This window comes from Sphingobium sp. DC-2 (genome assembly GCF_000722555.1).
In the GTDB taxonomy this organism is placed as follows: domain Bacteria; phylum Pseudomonadota; class Alphaproteobacteria; order Sphingomonadales; family Sphingomonadaceae; genus Sphingobium; species Sphingobium quisquiliarum.
Window position 1 is genome coordinate 229,337 of the sequence record NZ_JNAC01000035.1, and the last position, 13,498, is coordinate 242,834.

7 protein-coding genes are annotated in these 13,498 nt (G+C 64.1%); 5 read left to right on the forward strand and 2 right to left on the reverse strand.

The features are described from left to right. The first annotated feature begins 2 nt into the window (after positions 1–2). From xseA to ET21_RS0107610, 4 genes are all read left to right on the forward strand, one after another. The gene (gene xseA, locus ET21_RS0107595) at positions 3–1,508 is read left to right on the forward strand and encodes an exodeoxyribonuclease VII large subunit (RefSeq protein ID WP_030539188.1); all 1,506 of its coding nucleotides are present in this window, start codon (positions 3–5) and stop codon (positions 1,506–1,508) included. A 34-nt stretch (positions 1,509–1,542) separates the two neighbouring features. Then, on the forward strand, positions 1,543–1,752 hold the full coding sequence (locus ET21_RS0107600; protein ID WP_030539189.1) for a DUF2093 domain-containing protein: 210 nt from the start codon (positions 1,543–1,545) through the stop codon (positions 1,750–1,752). A gap of 39 nt (positions 1,753–1,791) precedes the next feature. Further along, positions 1,792–2,631 (forward strand): M23 family metallopeptidase, encoded by an 840-nt coding sequence (locus ET21_RS0107605; RefSeq protein ID WP_030539190.1) that lies wholly within the window; start codon positions 1,792–1,794, stop codon positions 2,629–2,631. Positions 2,632–2,943: 312 nt separating this feature from the next. After that, a complete protein-coding gene (locus tag ET21_RS0107610) occupies positions 2,944–6,006 on the forward strand; it encodes a TonB-dependent receptor (RefSeq protein WP_030539191.1) in 3,063 nt (1,020 codons plus the stop codon). A gap of 98 nt (positions 6,007–6,104) precedes the next feature. Here ET21_RS0107610 and clpB read toward each other — a convergent pair whose 3' ends face one another. Further along, complete coding sequence (gene clpB, locus ET21_RS0107615) at positions 6,105–8,684, reverse strand: ATP-dependent chaperone ClpB (RefSeq protein WP_030539192.1); 2,580 nt, start codon at positions 8,682–8,684, stop codon at positions 6,105–6,107. Positions 8,685–8,841: 157 nt separating this feature from the next. Beyond that, positions 8,842–10,455: a M28 family metallopeptidase gene (locus tag ET21_RS0107620; RefSeq protein WP_237751506.1), complete on the reverse strand. Its 1,614-nt coding sequence runs from the start codon at positions 10,453–10,455 to the stop codon at positions 8,842–8,844. 167 nt (positions 10,456–10,622) lie between these two features. Here ET21_RS0107620 and ET21_RS0107625 point away from each other — a divergent pair, with 167 nt between their 5' ends. Next, positions 10,623–13,493 (forward strand): pitrilysin family protein, encoded by a 2,871-nt coding sequence (locus tag ET21_RS0107625; RefSeq protein WP_030539194.1) that lies wholly within the window; start codon positions 10,623–10,625, stop codon positions 13,491–13,493. Positions 13,494–13,498 lie beyond the last annotated feature (5 nt).

Consider the following 13,498-nt stretch of genomic DNA (forward strand, 5'->3'; position numbering starts at 1 on the left):
CCATGTCCCCGGAATGTGAAGCTGGTTTCGATGCGTCGGGCCGCCTGTTAGCTGAGGAACGGGCAGGGGACAACGCGCCGCCGCTGTCGGTGAGCGAATTGTCCGCGCAGTTGAAGCGCACGGTCGAGGACCGCTTCGGCCATGTGCGCCTGCGCGGCGAGATTTCGGGCTATAAGCGGGCGGCTTCGGGACATATGTACCTGTGCCTCAAGGACGATAATGCCGTCATAGATGGCGTGATGTGGAAGGGCGGCGCGGCCCGGCTTCCCTTTGCGCCGCAGGACGGCGTCGAAGTGATCGCCACCGGCAAGCTCACCACCTATCCCGGCCGGTCCAAATATCAGATCGTCATCGAACGCATGGAACTGGCGGGCGAAGGCGCGCTGATGGCGCTGCTTGAAAAGCTCAAGGCGAAGCTCAGCGCCGAAGGGCTGTTCGACCGGAGCCGCAAGCGCCCGCTCCCCTTCATGCCCCGGACGATCGGCGTCGTGACATCGCCGACCGGCGCCGTCATTCGCGACATATTGCATCGTCTGGAGGATCGTTGTCCCACCCATGTGCTGCTCTGGCCCGTGCTGGTGCAGGGGCAGGGCGCGGCGGATCAGGTCGCGCGCGCGGTGCGCGGGTTCAGCGCGATGCAGCCGGGCGGACCGGTTCCCCGGCCTGATCTGGTGATCGTGGCGCGCGGCGGCGGGTCGATCGAGGATTTATGGAGCTTCAACGAGGAAGCCGTCATTCGCGCGGTCGCCGAATGCTCCATCCCGGTCATATCGGCGGTGGGGCATGAAACGGACACGACGCTGTGCGACTATGCCGCCGACATGCGCGCGCCCACGCCCACCGCCGCGGCCGAAATGGCGGTTCCTGTGCGCGCCGAGCTGGTGACCATGTTGAAGGAGCAGGGGCTGCGCATGGAGCGTGCCGTCCGGCGCGGCGCGGGGCAGGCGCGCGAGCGGCTGGAGATGCAGGCGCGGTTGATGCCTGCGCCCGATGCCTTGCTCGCGCCGCAGCGGCAGCGGCTGGACCAGCTTTCGGACAATCTGGGCAATTGCCTGCGCCACCGCATCGGCGACGCGCGGGCGCACCTCAATCAGGCGGGCGGCGCGCTTCGCCCCGCGCTGCTGCGCCAGCATCTGAGCCGCGCGGCGGAGCGTCTCGACCGCCTTCGCCTGCGCCCGGATTATCTCACCCGCGTCTTTCAGGACCGCGCCACCGCATTCGACCGCCTGTCGCGCCTGTTCGTGTCGGTCAATCCGGACCTCCCCCTCCAGCGCGGCTTCGCCCGCGTCATGGCGGGCGGCCGCCTCGTCAGGACGGTCGCGGATGCGGAAGCGGCAGGCGTGGTTTCGCTCCATTTCGCCGATGGCGCGATCGCGGCGACCGTGGAGGGCGGCGCGCTCCCGTCCCCCCTTGAGAAGCCGCAAAGCCAAGCTATATCCCCTGTGCCCCGTCCTTCCCGCAAGCCGCGTGAAGGCGGGGAAACCCGGCAGCAGGACCTTTTTTCCTGATGCCGTCCGAAAGAGAAAAAGGCCGCCTGATCCCATGCTGATGTCCAACCGCGATCGCCCGGCCCGGCTGCATTATATGGCCTACAGCTTCCGCATTTTGCAGGCGGGGGATCATGTCGTCTGCGCCGTCACCGGGCAGAAGATTCCGCTGGACGACCTGCGCTATTGGAGCATCGCCCGGCAGGAGCCCTATGCGAGCGCCGAAATTTCCGCCCAGGCCGAATTGAAGGCGCGCGGTGGGTAGAAGCCTGGTTTCTTTTAACTTCCTGATCATTCGGCCGCGATGAAGCTGCGCCTTGTTCTCGCGGCTCTGGCGATCACTTTCGCGGCTGCCCCGTCACCCGGCGCGCCGCAGGAGCAAGCCAGCATCGTCTTGCAGGGACAGCCGGTGCAGGGCGGCATCCTCACCGGCGCCGCGCCTGCGGGTACGGTCGAACTGCGGCTCGATGACCAGATCGTGCCTGTGGACGTTGATGGCCGCTTTCTCATCGGCTTCGATCGCGATGCTCCGGCGCAGGCGCGTCTCGCCGCCCGGCTGGCTGACGGGCGGACAATCGATCGCCTGCTCAGCGTCGCACCCGGCGCGTGGCGGATCGAGCGGGTCAATGCGCCCTTGCGCCCGGTCAGGGACAATGAAGCCTTCCTCGCGCTGCGCCGCCCCGAACTGGCGCAGATCGCCGCAGCCCGCGCAAAGGTGACCGGCGCGCAGGGGTGGCGTCAGAAATTCCTGTGGCCGCGAATCGGGCGCATCTCCGGCCTGTTCGGATCGCAGCGCATCTATCAGGGCGTTCCGGGAAGCTATCATGGCGGGATCGATATAGCTGGATCGACAGGACAGCCGGTCTTCGCGCCAGCGGACGGCGTGGTGATATTGGCCGCAGACCGGCCATTCACGCTGGAAGGCAGGCTGCTGATGATCGATCATGGTCATGGCCTCAGCAGTGCTTTCCTGCACCTGTCCGGCATCGACGTGAAGACGGGCGACACGGTGCGGCAAGGGCAACGGATCGGATCGGTCGGATCGACCGGCCGGGCGACGGGGCCTCATCTCCACTGGGGATTGCGATGGAACGATGCGCGCGTCGATCCGTTATTGGCGGCTGGACCAATGCCCGCTTCATAGCTGGCTCGCGCAATATCGCTCTCTGTCAAACGCGCTGTTTGATCAGAAATTCCGGCGCCCGCTTTGTTGCTATAACATTATTATCATGGCTGCCTTTTCGCTGTCATGACGCCTATGTGGCAAATTTACGACAGTAAAAGAACAATTTTATCCCGCCCCATCAACGTTGCTTTACACTCTTACAACGACTGCGCAGACTGGCCGCAGCACGTATGGAAAGGGGTTTGCTGTCGGGCTCCTTACACTCCTTTTCATGCGTCACACTAAGGCGTGCAGAGCCATCTGCGCGACTCCAGAGCAAGGGACTGGACTGTGAGGAACAATTCTAACTACGGATGGCTGCGCGCCAGCGCGGCGCTGCGGGCGCTTGCCTTCACCGGCGCAGGCTTCGCTGCTGTGGCCGCACCTGCCTATGCGCAAGACACTTCGCCGGACGCCGTCGCCGCCCAGGCCGCCGGGCCGGAAGGCGACGTGATTATCGTTACGGGATCCATCATCCGCCGGACGGATGCGGAAACACCTTCGCCGGTGACCACCATCTCAGTCGAAAATCTCGACCAGCGTGGCATCAGCACGGTGCAGGAGGGCATTCAGCGGATTGCCTCCAACAATGGCCCGGCGCTGACCAACAGCTTCTCCGCCAACGGCGCGTTCGCAGCCGGTGCATCGGCCGTGTCGCTTCGCGGCCTTTCGACCAATTCCACGCTCGTGCTGTTCGACGGCATGCGCGCCGCTTATTACCCGCTGTCGGATGACGGCACGCGCAACTTCGTCGATCTGAACACGATCCCTGATGACATTGTCGACCATGTCGAGGTGCTGCGCGACGGGGCGTCGTCCAGCTACGGCGCGGACGCGATCGCGGGTGTCGTCAACATCATCACCAAGCGCGAATTCAAGGGCATTTCCGGCCGTGCCGAAACAGGCATTTCCAGCCGGGGCGACGGTGCTCAGTACCGTTTGTCACTGACGGCGGGCAAGGGCGACATCGATGACGATGGCTACAATGCCTACATCAGCGGCTTTTACTATAAGAGCAAGCAGCTGAAAAATAATCAGCGGCCCTATCCTTATAACAGCGACGATTATCGCAATATCTGCCGTGACGGCAATTGCGGTCCCAACAATGTCGTTGACGGTCTTGACGACACCGGCGCCTATCCCGGTTTCAGCCCTGTCGTCACTAATACCGGCAGCACTTTCTTCGTTCGCCGCGCCAATCCTGCTTCGGCAACCGGTGCGCAGACCGGCCGCTACCAGATTCTCAATCCCTTGGCTGGCTGCAACCGGAGCACGCCCTATACGCTTACGCCTGATGATCTGGCGGCAACGGACCCTGACGGCAACCTGATCAACGCCGCCGCTCCGACCACGGTGTGCCAGGAAGATCTGACGAACAATTATGGCGTCATCAATCCCGACATCCAGCGCTTCGGGCTGTCGGCGCGCTTCACGGCGCGGATCGGCGATGACAGCGAAGCCTATGCGCAGTTCAACTTCCTGCAAACCGACGTCGGCTATGATGGCCTGCCCACCACGATCAGGGCCAATGCGCCAGCGCCTTTCTACTTCCCGCGCTACTCGACCTCGGGCAATGTCGCTTATTATGGCGGCAATACGATCCTTCAGCTGCCGGTCTATGTCTGCCCCCGTGGCACGACCGTCGCCTGCACGGCGGCGAACGGAACGCTGAACCCCAACAATCCGTTTGCGGCGGAAGGGCAGAATGCCGCCATCATCGGCCGTCTTCCCAATTCCATCGAGCATGACGAATCCCGCACGCGCGCCTATCGCGGCGCGATCGGGATCAAGGGACCGATCAACGACAATTGGAGCTATCAGGTCGACGCCACCGCGATGCACATGGACCTTCGCCGCAAGTCGGACGGCTATGTGTACATCCAGCATCTGCTCGACGTGATCGCCGATGGCAGCTTCAACTTCATCAATCCGGCGGCAAACAGCCAGGCTACGCTGGACTATCTGATGCCCACGGCCACCGCGACCTCCACTTCGGACCTCGTACAGGTTCAGGGAACGGTTCAGGGCAGCCTCATCGACCTGCCCGGTGGGCCGCTCCAGTTCGGCGCGGGCGTATCGTTCCGCTATGAAGCGATCGACTCTCCGTCGCTCAATTCCGACATCAATGGCGGCACGGAACGCTATTATCGCTTGAACGGCTTTGCCGTGAAGGGCGATCGCAAGGTCTATTCGGCCTATGCGGAACTGATCGCTCCCATCATCGATCAGGTCGAATTGAACGCCTCGGGCCGTTACGACCGCTATTCGGGCGGGATAGACAACTTCTCTCCCAAGGTGGGCGTGAAGTTCAAGCCAGTGCGTGAAGTGCTGCTGCGCGGCACCTATTCGAAGGGTTTCCGCATCCCCAGCTTCGGGGAAGCGAACGCGACCTTCCCGACGACCGGCTTCGTGACCAACACGGCAAATATCTTCAACGATGCCTATCTGGCGCAATATGGCTGCACCGTGGCCACTTTCGATGATGCTTGCCCGCAATATATTCGCAACGGCAGCTATGGTCAGACTTCGCTGAGCAACCCTGACCTCAAGCCTGAAAAGTCGCGCAGCTTCACGCTGGGCATCCTGGTTGAGCCGATGCGCAATGTCAGCTTCTCCGTCGATTATTATAACATCAAGAAGACGGGTGCGATCACAACCGCGGATAACACTCCGGCGCTCCAAGCCTACTATGCCGGACAGCCGATCCCCGCGGGCTTCAACATCATCGAAGATGTGCCCATCGCTCCGGGCGATACGCGCCAGCCGCGCGTCGCTTTCGTCCAGTCCGGCTTCATCAACGCCGACACGATCAAGTCGCAGGGCCTCGATTTCGCGGCGAACGCGCAGATCAAGCTCAATGACAGCATCACCTGGACGACTTCGCTGGAAGGCAGCTATATCATCAAGCTGTCCACGACCTTCCCCGACGGGTCGACCCAGCGCTATGACGGCACGCTCGGCAACTTCAACCTGACCGCAGGGTCGGGCACGCCGAAATGGCGCGGCACCTGGCTCAACACGCTGGACTTTGGCAAGTTCGCGCTGACCGGCACGCTGAACTTCTTCGGCGGCTATGACCTGTCGGCCATGGACCAGGGTGACGACTATAAGGACTGCGGCCAGATGACCGCCGGTTATCTGCCGTGCAAGGTCGATGATTACCTGACTTTCGACCTCAATGCGCAGGTCCGGGTGAACGACAACTTCACCTTCTACGCCAGCATGCTGAACGTGTTCGACGATCTGCCACCGATTGATCCGGTGACCTATGGCGCCCACGCCTACAACCCGGTTCAGGGTGGTTTGGGTATCCTTGGCCGCTACTTCAACATGGGTATCAAGGTGAACTACTGATCCTTCGGGTCTCGCAAAGGCAAAAAAGGAGGGGCGCTTCCATCACGGAAGCGCCCCTTTGTGCTATGCGCGCCTGCGAGGGCAGGAGCATGGAGACATCACCCCACGCTCAGCTTGAGCGCGCCATCGCCTTCATCCACGCGCACCGTTGATCCATCGGGCACTTCGCCGCGCAGGATCAGGTCCGCCAGCGGGTCTTGCAGATATTTCTGCACCGCCCGCTTCAACGGCCGGGCACCATAGATCGGATCGTAACCGACCCGCCCCAGCCACGCCCGCGCGCCGTCCGTCAGGTCCAGCGTCACCTTGCGGTCCTTCAGCAGCTTCGCCACGCGTGCGACCTGAATGTCCACGATGGGCGCCATATGGCTCGGACCCAAGCGGTGGAACAGGATCACCTCGTCCAGCCGGTTCAGGAATTCCGGCCGGAAATGGGCGCGGACGATGTCCATCACCTGGTCCTCGACCTTCTCCACAGGCTCGTCATCGGCAAGGCCCGCAATGAACTGGCTGCCCAGGTTCGATGTCAGCACGATGATCGTGTTGGTGAAGTCCACAGTGCGTCCCTGCCCATCGGTCAGGCGGCCATCATCCAGCACTTGCAGCAGCACGTTGAACACGTCGCCATGCGCCTTCTCCACCTCGTCGAACAGCACGACCTGATAGGGCCGCCGCCGCACTGCTTCGGTCAGCACGCCGCCTTCCTCATAGCCGACATAGCCCGGAGGCGCGCCGATCAGCCGGGCGACCGAGTGCTTCTCCATGAACTCGCTCATGTCGATGCGCACCATCGCGCTGTCGTCGTCGAACAGGAATCCGGCAAGCGCCTTGGTCAACTCCGTCTTGCCGACGCCCGTTGGCCCCAGGAACAGGAACGACCCAAGCGGCCGGTTCGGGTCCTGCAAGCCAGCCCGCGACCGGCGCACGGCTGTCGACACGGCCTTCACCGCATCGGCCTGCCCGATGACGCGCTTGCCCAGTTCCTCTTCCATGGCGAGCAGCTTCTCCCGCTCGCCTTCCATCATCTTGTCGACGGGGATCCCGGTCCAGCGCGACACGACCGAGGCAATGTCCTCGCTCGTCACTTCCTCGCGCAGCATCGCGCCCTCGGTCGCGCCTTCCGCCTCGGCGATCTTGCGCTCCAGCTCGGGAATGCGCCCATAGGCCAGTTCGCCCGCCTTGGCGAGGTCGCCCGCCCGCTGCGCCTGCTCCAGCTCCACACGCGCGGCGTCCAGCTGCTCCTTGAGCTTGCTTTCGCCCGCAATCTTGTCCTTCTCCGCCTGCCAGCGCTGCGTCAGCGCCGCCGACTGTTCCTCCAGATTGGCGAGATCTTCCTCCAGCGCCTCCAGACGATCCTTCGACGCCTTGTCGGTCTCCTTGCGCAGCGCCTCGCGTTCGATCTTGAGCTGGATGATCCGCCGGTCGAGCGTTTCGATCTCTTCCGGCTTGCTCTCCACCTCCATGCGCAGCCGCGACGCGGCCTCGTCCATCAGGTCGATCGCCTTGTCCGGCAGGAAACGGTCGGTGATGTAGCGGTTGGACAGCGTCGCCGCGCTGACGATCGCGCCATCAGTGATCCGCACCCCATGGTGCAGCTCATATTTCTCCTTGAGGCCCCGCAGGATGGAGATGGTGTCCTCCACCGTCGGCTCGCCCACGAACACGGGCTGGAACCGCCGCTGTAACGCCGGGTCTTTCTCGACATATTTGCGATATTCATCCAGCGTCGTCGCGCCGATGCAGTGCAGCTCGCCGCGCGCCAAGGCGGGCTTCAACAGATTGCCCGCATCCATCGCGCCTTCGGATTTGCCCGCGCCGATCAGCGTGTGCATCTCATCGATGAACAGGACGATCTGGCCTTCACCAGCCTTCACCTCGTCGAGAACGCCCTTCAGCCGCTCCTCGAACTCGCCGCGATATTTCGCGCCCGCGATCAGGCTCCCCATGTCGAGCGCCATCAGCGTGCGGTCCTTCAGCGTGTCGGGTACGTCGCCATTGGCGATGCGCAGCGCAAGGCCCTCCGCGATCGCGGTCTTGCCCACGCCCGGATCACCGATCAGCACGGGGTTGTTCTTGGTTCGCCGCGCCAGGATCTGGATCGTCCGGCGGATTTCCTCGTCACGGCCGATCACCGGGTCCAGCTTGCCTTCGCGCGCCGCTTCGGTCAGGTCGCGGGCGAATTTCTTGAGCGCGTCATAGCGATCCTCCGCACCCGCCGTATCGGCAGTGCGCCCGCCGCGCAGACTGTTGATCGCCGCGTTCAGCCCTTCCGCCTTCACGCCCGCCGCCGCCAAAGCCTTGCCCGCCGCCGTCGTGGTGGCGAGGGTGAGCGCCAGCAACAGCCGCTCGACGGTGACGAAGCTGTCGCCCGCCTTGGCCGCGACCTGCTCCGCGCTGTCCAGCACCCGCACCGCATCATTGTCAAGGCCGGGGGTCTGCTGCGCTCCGCTGCCGGACACTGCGGGCACCTTTGCCAGCGCCGCGTCGGTCTCCCGCGCCGCCACGGCGGCATCGCCGCCCGCCGCCTTGATCAGGCCGGACGCCATGCCCTGATTATCCTCCAGCAGCGCCTTCAAAAGATGCTCCGGGCTGATCCGCTGATGGTTCATCCGAATTGCGACGGTCTGGGCCGCCTGTAGGAAGCCCTTGGCGCGGTCAGTGAATTTTTCGAGGTTCATGAGCTAACCCTTCGTGAAACTTGCCCGGATGTAATGTGGCATAAAAGACACACAAGAGGCGCTACGCAAAATTCCTTAGGCTGATACTCCATGTTCCTGCGAAGACGGAAACCGGGTTCAGAAGGCGGACCAGGCTCCTGCCTTCACGGGGTGAGCTTTACGGTTTGGCCGCCTTCGCCGCGTCCGGCGCAAAGGCGTCGCCAAAGAAATCGCCCTTGTACCAGCGCGGCGCTTGCGGCTGGTCCGCGATCTCGCGCGCGATGGCATAGTTGACCCTGGCGAACTTGGCGGCCGCGTCCCAGTTGAAGGGCAGGCTCATCTGATCGGACGGCTGGTGATAGTCGGTCTTGAGGAAATGTTCGAACGCCTGCCGTCCGGGTCCCGCAAAACCCGTCATCAGGAAGACCGCTGGAACGCCTTCCTGCACGAAGCGATAATGGTCGGATCGCGTGAACAATCCTTCGGCGGGCAGCGGGTCGGGAGAGAGCGAGACGCCCTCCGCTCCCGCCGCCTTCGCGACGACCGGCCCAAGCGTCGAATGCTCCGCGCCAAAGGCCACCACATCCTGAAAGTCATAGGTCAGGATCGGCATATCGAGATTGACCACGCCCACCAGCTTGCCGCCCTGCGGCAGCACCGGGTTTTTCGCAAGGAATTGCGATCCGAGCAGGCCGTCCTCCTCTGCCGTGACCGCGGCGAACAGGATCGACCTTTTGGGCCGGTGGCCGCTTTCAGCGAAGGCCTTCGCCACCGCGAGCATGGTCGCGACGCCGGACGCATTGTCCATCGCGCCATTGTATATCTTGTCCGCGCCCGGCGCGCTGTCCTTGACGCCCAGATGATCGAGATGCGCCATCAGCAGGACATATTCCTGCCCCAGCACGGGATCGGAACCGGGCAGGATGGCGACGACGTTGCGGCTGGGCGCGGTGGCGGCGCTGCTGGACCGTTCGATGCGGACGGACGGCTTGAGCGCGAAGCCCCTGGGCCTTCCGCCCTTTTTCGCAGCCTGCGCGCGCAGGGCGCCAAGCTTGTGGCCCGATCCGGCCAGCAATGCGTCAGCGGCCGCATCATTGACTGTGGCGGTGATGCGGATGCCGGGGGTGCGGACGAAAGGCTGGCCGTCCGTCTCCAGCCAGCTGACAGCCGGTTCCTGCGCCCGGCTCTTGATCTTCGTCCAGGATGTGCGGCCCAGCATGGCGTCGGTGGGGATGGTGATCAACCCGATGGCGCCCGCTTCCTGCGCGGCCAGCGCCTTTTCGGCGGCCAGATGCGCGCCGACTTCGCTGGGCATGCCGACGGGCGAGCCGGACAGCGCCACCGCGATCTTGCCTTTCAGGTCGAGCCCGGCATAGTCGTCTATCTTCTCCCGCGCGGATTTCAGGCCATAGCCGACGAACACCGCCTGGGCCTCCAGCGCCTGCTGCGGTTCCCGGCCGAAGGGAGCGATGGCGACGTCGCCGCCATTGTCGAAGCGCCTGCCGCCGATGGTGAGCGAGGCTTTCCTGTCCCCGGCCAGCCGCGCGACCGACAGCGTCACCGGCTGATACCAGCTATCCCGCACCGCCTGATGCAGGCCCAGCGCTTCGAAGCGGGCGGCGACATAGCGGGCCGCGATGTCATAGCCGCGCGTCCCGGCGTCGCGCCCTTCCAGCAGATCGTCCGACAGGAAGGCGACATCGGCGCGGATCTGTCCGGCGGATATGGCGGCGGGCTGCGCTGCTGCGGCCATGGGCACAGCAAGCGTCAGAGCGAGGGCGGGCAAGATCATCAGGGGGCGCATCGGCGTGAACCTTCTTATGTTTGAAGCAGATAGCCTATCGCGCCTGTTCCCGCTGTCCAGCCTAATGCATATTGCGCCGTGAAAGCCGCTCGCTATGCTGCCATGGCCTGCCGCTGTTCCTTGCGGCCTGATCCCGACCTTTGATGAGGGCGCTCATGTCATTTCTTCCCCTGTCGCGCCGCGTGGCATTGTCGCTTGGCCTGTCCTCATTGGCCCTTCCGATCCTGGCCGTTCCCGCGCTGGCGGCTGCGCCCGCTCCGGCCGCCGCCCCCGCGCCGCTGTCCCGCCTCGTCGCCGCGGTCGACATTCCCTATGAGCAGTTCACGCTGAAAAACGGCCTGCGCGTCATCGTCCATACCGATCGCAAGGCGCCGGTTGTGGCGGTGTCGGTCTGGTATCATGTCGGATCGCGCTTCGAGCCCAAGGGGAAGACGGGCTTTGCCCATCTGTTCGAACATCTCATGTTCTACGGATCGGAAAATGCCGACGGGCCGTTCTTCGGAAGGCTGGAGGATATCGGCGCGACCGACTGGAACGGCACCACCTGGTTCGACCGCACCAACTATTTCGAAACGGTGCCCACCGGCGCGCTCGACCGGGCGCTGTTCCTTGAGTCCGACCGGATGGGCCATCTGCTGGGCGCCGTCACCCAGGCCAAGCTCGATACCCAGCGGGGCGTCGTCCAGAATGAAAAGCGCATGGGCGAGAATGAGCCCTATGGCCTCGTCGAATATGCGCAGCTCGCGGCCCTCTTGCCCGAAGGCCATCCCTACCGGCATTCGACCATCGGTTCGATGGCCGACCTGAACGCCGCCAGCCTTGCCGACGTGCAGAACTGGTTCAAGACGCATTACGGCCCCAACAACGCCGTGCTGGTGCTGGCCGGGGACATCGACGTGCCCGCCGCCAGGGCGAAGGTCGAAAAGTGGTTCGGCAACATTCCCGCGGGGCCCGCGCCCAGGGATGTGGACGCATCGGTGCCCACGCTCGACAAGGATGTCGAAAAGCTGATGCATGACAATGTCGCGGCGACCCGGCTCTACCGCAACTGGATCGTGCCGGGGGTGAATTCGGCCGACCTGCCGCAGCTTGACCTTGCCATGGCGGTGTTCGGCGGCCTCAAATCGTCCCGCCTCGACAATATATTGGTGCGGCAGGAAAAGGTTGCGGTCGGCGTCAAGGCCAGCATCCAGCCGTTCGAGAAGCTGTCCATCGCTGAGATCACGGTCGATGTGAAGCCGGGGCAGGACGCTGTCGCCGTCGGCAAGCGGCTCGACCAGTTGCTCGCCGATTATCTTGCCAGGGGGCCGGCCGCCGACGAAGTGCAGCGCGCAGCGACGCAGCAGCTTTCGGGCACGATCGCCGGTCTCGAAAAGGTCGGCGGCTTCAGCGGCAAGGCGGTGACGCTGGCCGAAGGCGCGGTCTATTCGAATGATCCGGGCAAATATAAGAAGGATCTGGCCCTCTACGCCGCCGCCACGCCGCAGTCCGTTGGCGACGCCGCCCGCAAATGGCTGGGACGGCCGGTATTCCGCCTGACCGTCGCGCCGGGAGAGCGGTCGGCGGAGGATAATGCGCTGGCGGGCAATGTGACGCATCATCCCGCTTATTTCCGCGATCCGGGCAAGCCCGCGCCGGTCGCAGCCACCCCGCCGCCGCGCACGAAGGTCGCCGAACCGCCGATCGAGCCGGTCAAGGACCTGGACTTCCCCGATGTCGAACAGGCGAAGCTGAAAAACGGCATCCCGGTCGTCTTCGCCCGCCGCGCCACCGTTCCGGTGGTTCGGGTTTCTGTCTCCTTCGACGCTGGCAATGCCGCCGATGACAAGGCCAGGCTGGGCACGGCGGCGCTGACCACGGCCCTGCTGGACGAAGGCACGAAAACGCGCAGCTCGGTGCAGATCGCCGAGGAGCAGGAGCGGCTGGGCGCGTCGATCGGCGCCAGCAACGGCATGGATGCCACCAATATCGGCCTTTATGCGCTCAAGCCCAATCTCGACGCGTCGCTGGGCCTGCTCGCCGACATCATCCGCAATCCCGCCTTCGCGCCTGCCGAGGTCGAGCGGCTTCGCGGTCAGTTGCTGACCCGCATCGCCGCTGAAAAGACCGAGCCGATGGCGATCGCTCAGCGTCTGCTGCCGCCCCTGCTCTATGGCGGGGCGCATCCCTACGGCATTCCTTTCACCGGTTCCGGCACGGAAAGCGGGGTAAAGGCGGTCACGCGGGCGGATCTGGCGGCGTTCCATGACAGATGGATGCGGCCTGACAATGCGACCATCTTCGTAACCGGCGACACCAGCCTTGCTGAAATCATGCCGCTGCTGGAAAAGCGCTTTGGCGACTGGAAGGCTCCGGCGGTCCCCAGGGGCACGAAGCTGTTCCGCATGGATCGCATGATGCGTCCCGCGCGGATCGTCCTGGTGGACAAGCCGCAAAGCCCGCAATCGATGATCCTTGCGGGCCTGCTGACGAACAAGCAGGGCACCAATAATCCCGTGACCCTGCTGACCGCCAATGAAGTTCTGGGCGGCAGTTCGACGTCGCGGCTGATCATGGACCTGCGGGAAAGCAAGGGCTGGGCCTATTCCGCTGGCAGCATGCTGCCGGGGGTGAAGGAAACGATCCCGCTGCTGGTCTATGCGCCCGTGCAGACGGACAAGACCGGCGCGTCCATCGCCGCCGCGCGCAAGGACATAGCCGATTTCCTGACCACCAAGGGCACCACAGAGGCCGAACGCAACCAGACCATCAACAGCCAGATATTGTCGCTGCCGGGCAGCTTCGAAACCTCGTCCGACCTGATGGCCGCGATGATGCGCAACCGCCTGCTGGGCCGGCCGGACGACTTTTACGAAAAGCTGCCCGGCCTTTACCGGGCGATGACGGCGGCCGATCTCGACAAGGCAGCGCGCGAGGCGATCGACCCTGATCGGTTGATCTGGGTTGTCGTGGGCGATGCGAAGCTGGTCCGGCCGCAGCTTGACGCGGTGGGCTTGCCCGTCGAAATGGGAACACTTGCCGACTGATGGCA

Bases quoted from the DNA above. Each gene is read 5' to 3' on its own strand.
- xseA (WP_030539188.1), top strand. From the start codon at position 3: ATGTCCCCGGAATGTGAAGCTGGTTTCGATGCGTCGGGCCGCCTGTTA.
- ET21_RS0107600 (WP_030539189.1), top strand. From the start codon at position 1,543: ATGCTGATGTCCAACCGCGATCGCCCGGCCCGGCTGCATTATATGGCC.
- ET21_RS0107605 (WP_030539190.1), top strand. From the start codon at position 1,792: ATGAAGCTGCGCCTTGTTCTCGCGGCTCTGGCGATCACTTTCGCGGCT.
- clpB (WP_030539192.1), bottom strand. From the start codon at position 8,684: ATGAACCTCGAAAAATTCACTGACCGCGCCAAGGGCTTCCTACAGGCG.
- ET21_RS0107620 (WP_237751506.1), bottom strand. From the start codon at position 10,455: ATGATCTTGCCCGCCCTCGCTCTGACGCTTGCTGTGCCCATGGCCGCA.
- ET21_RS0107625 (WP_030539194.1), top strand. From the start codon at position 10,623: ATGTCATTTCTTCCCCTGTCGCGCCGCGTGGCATTGTCGCTTGGCCTG.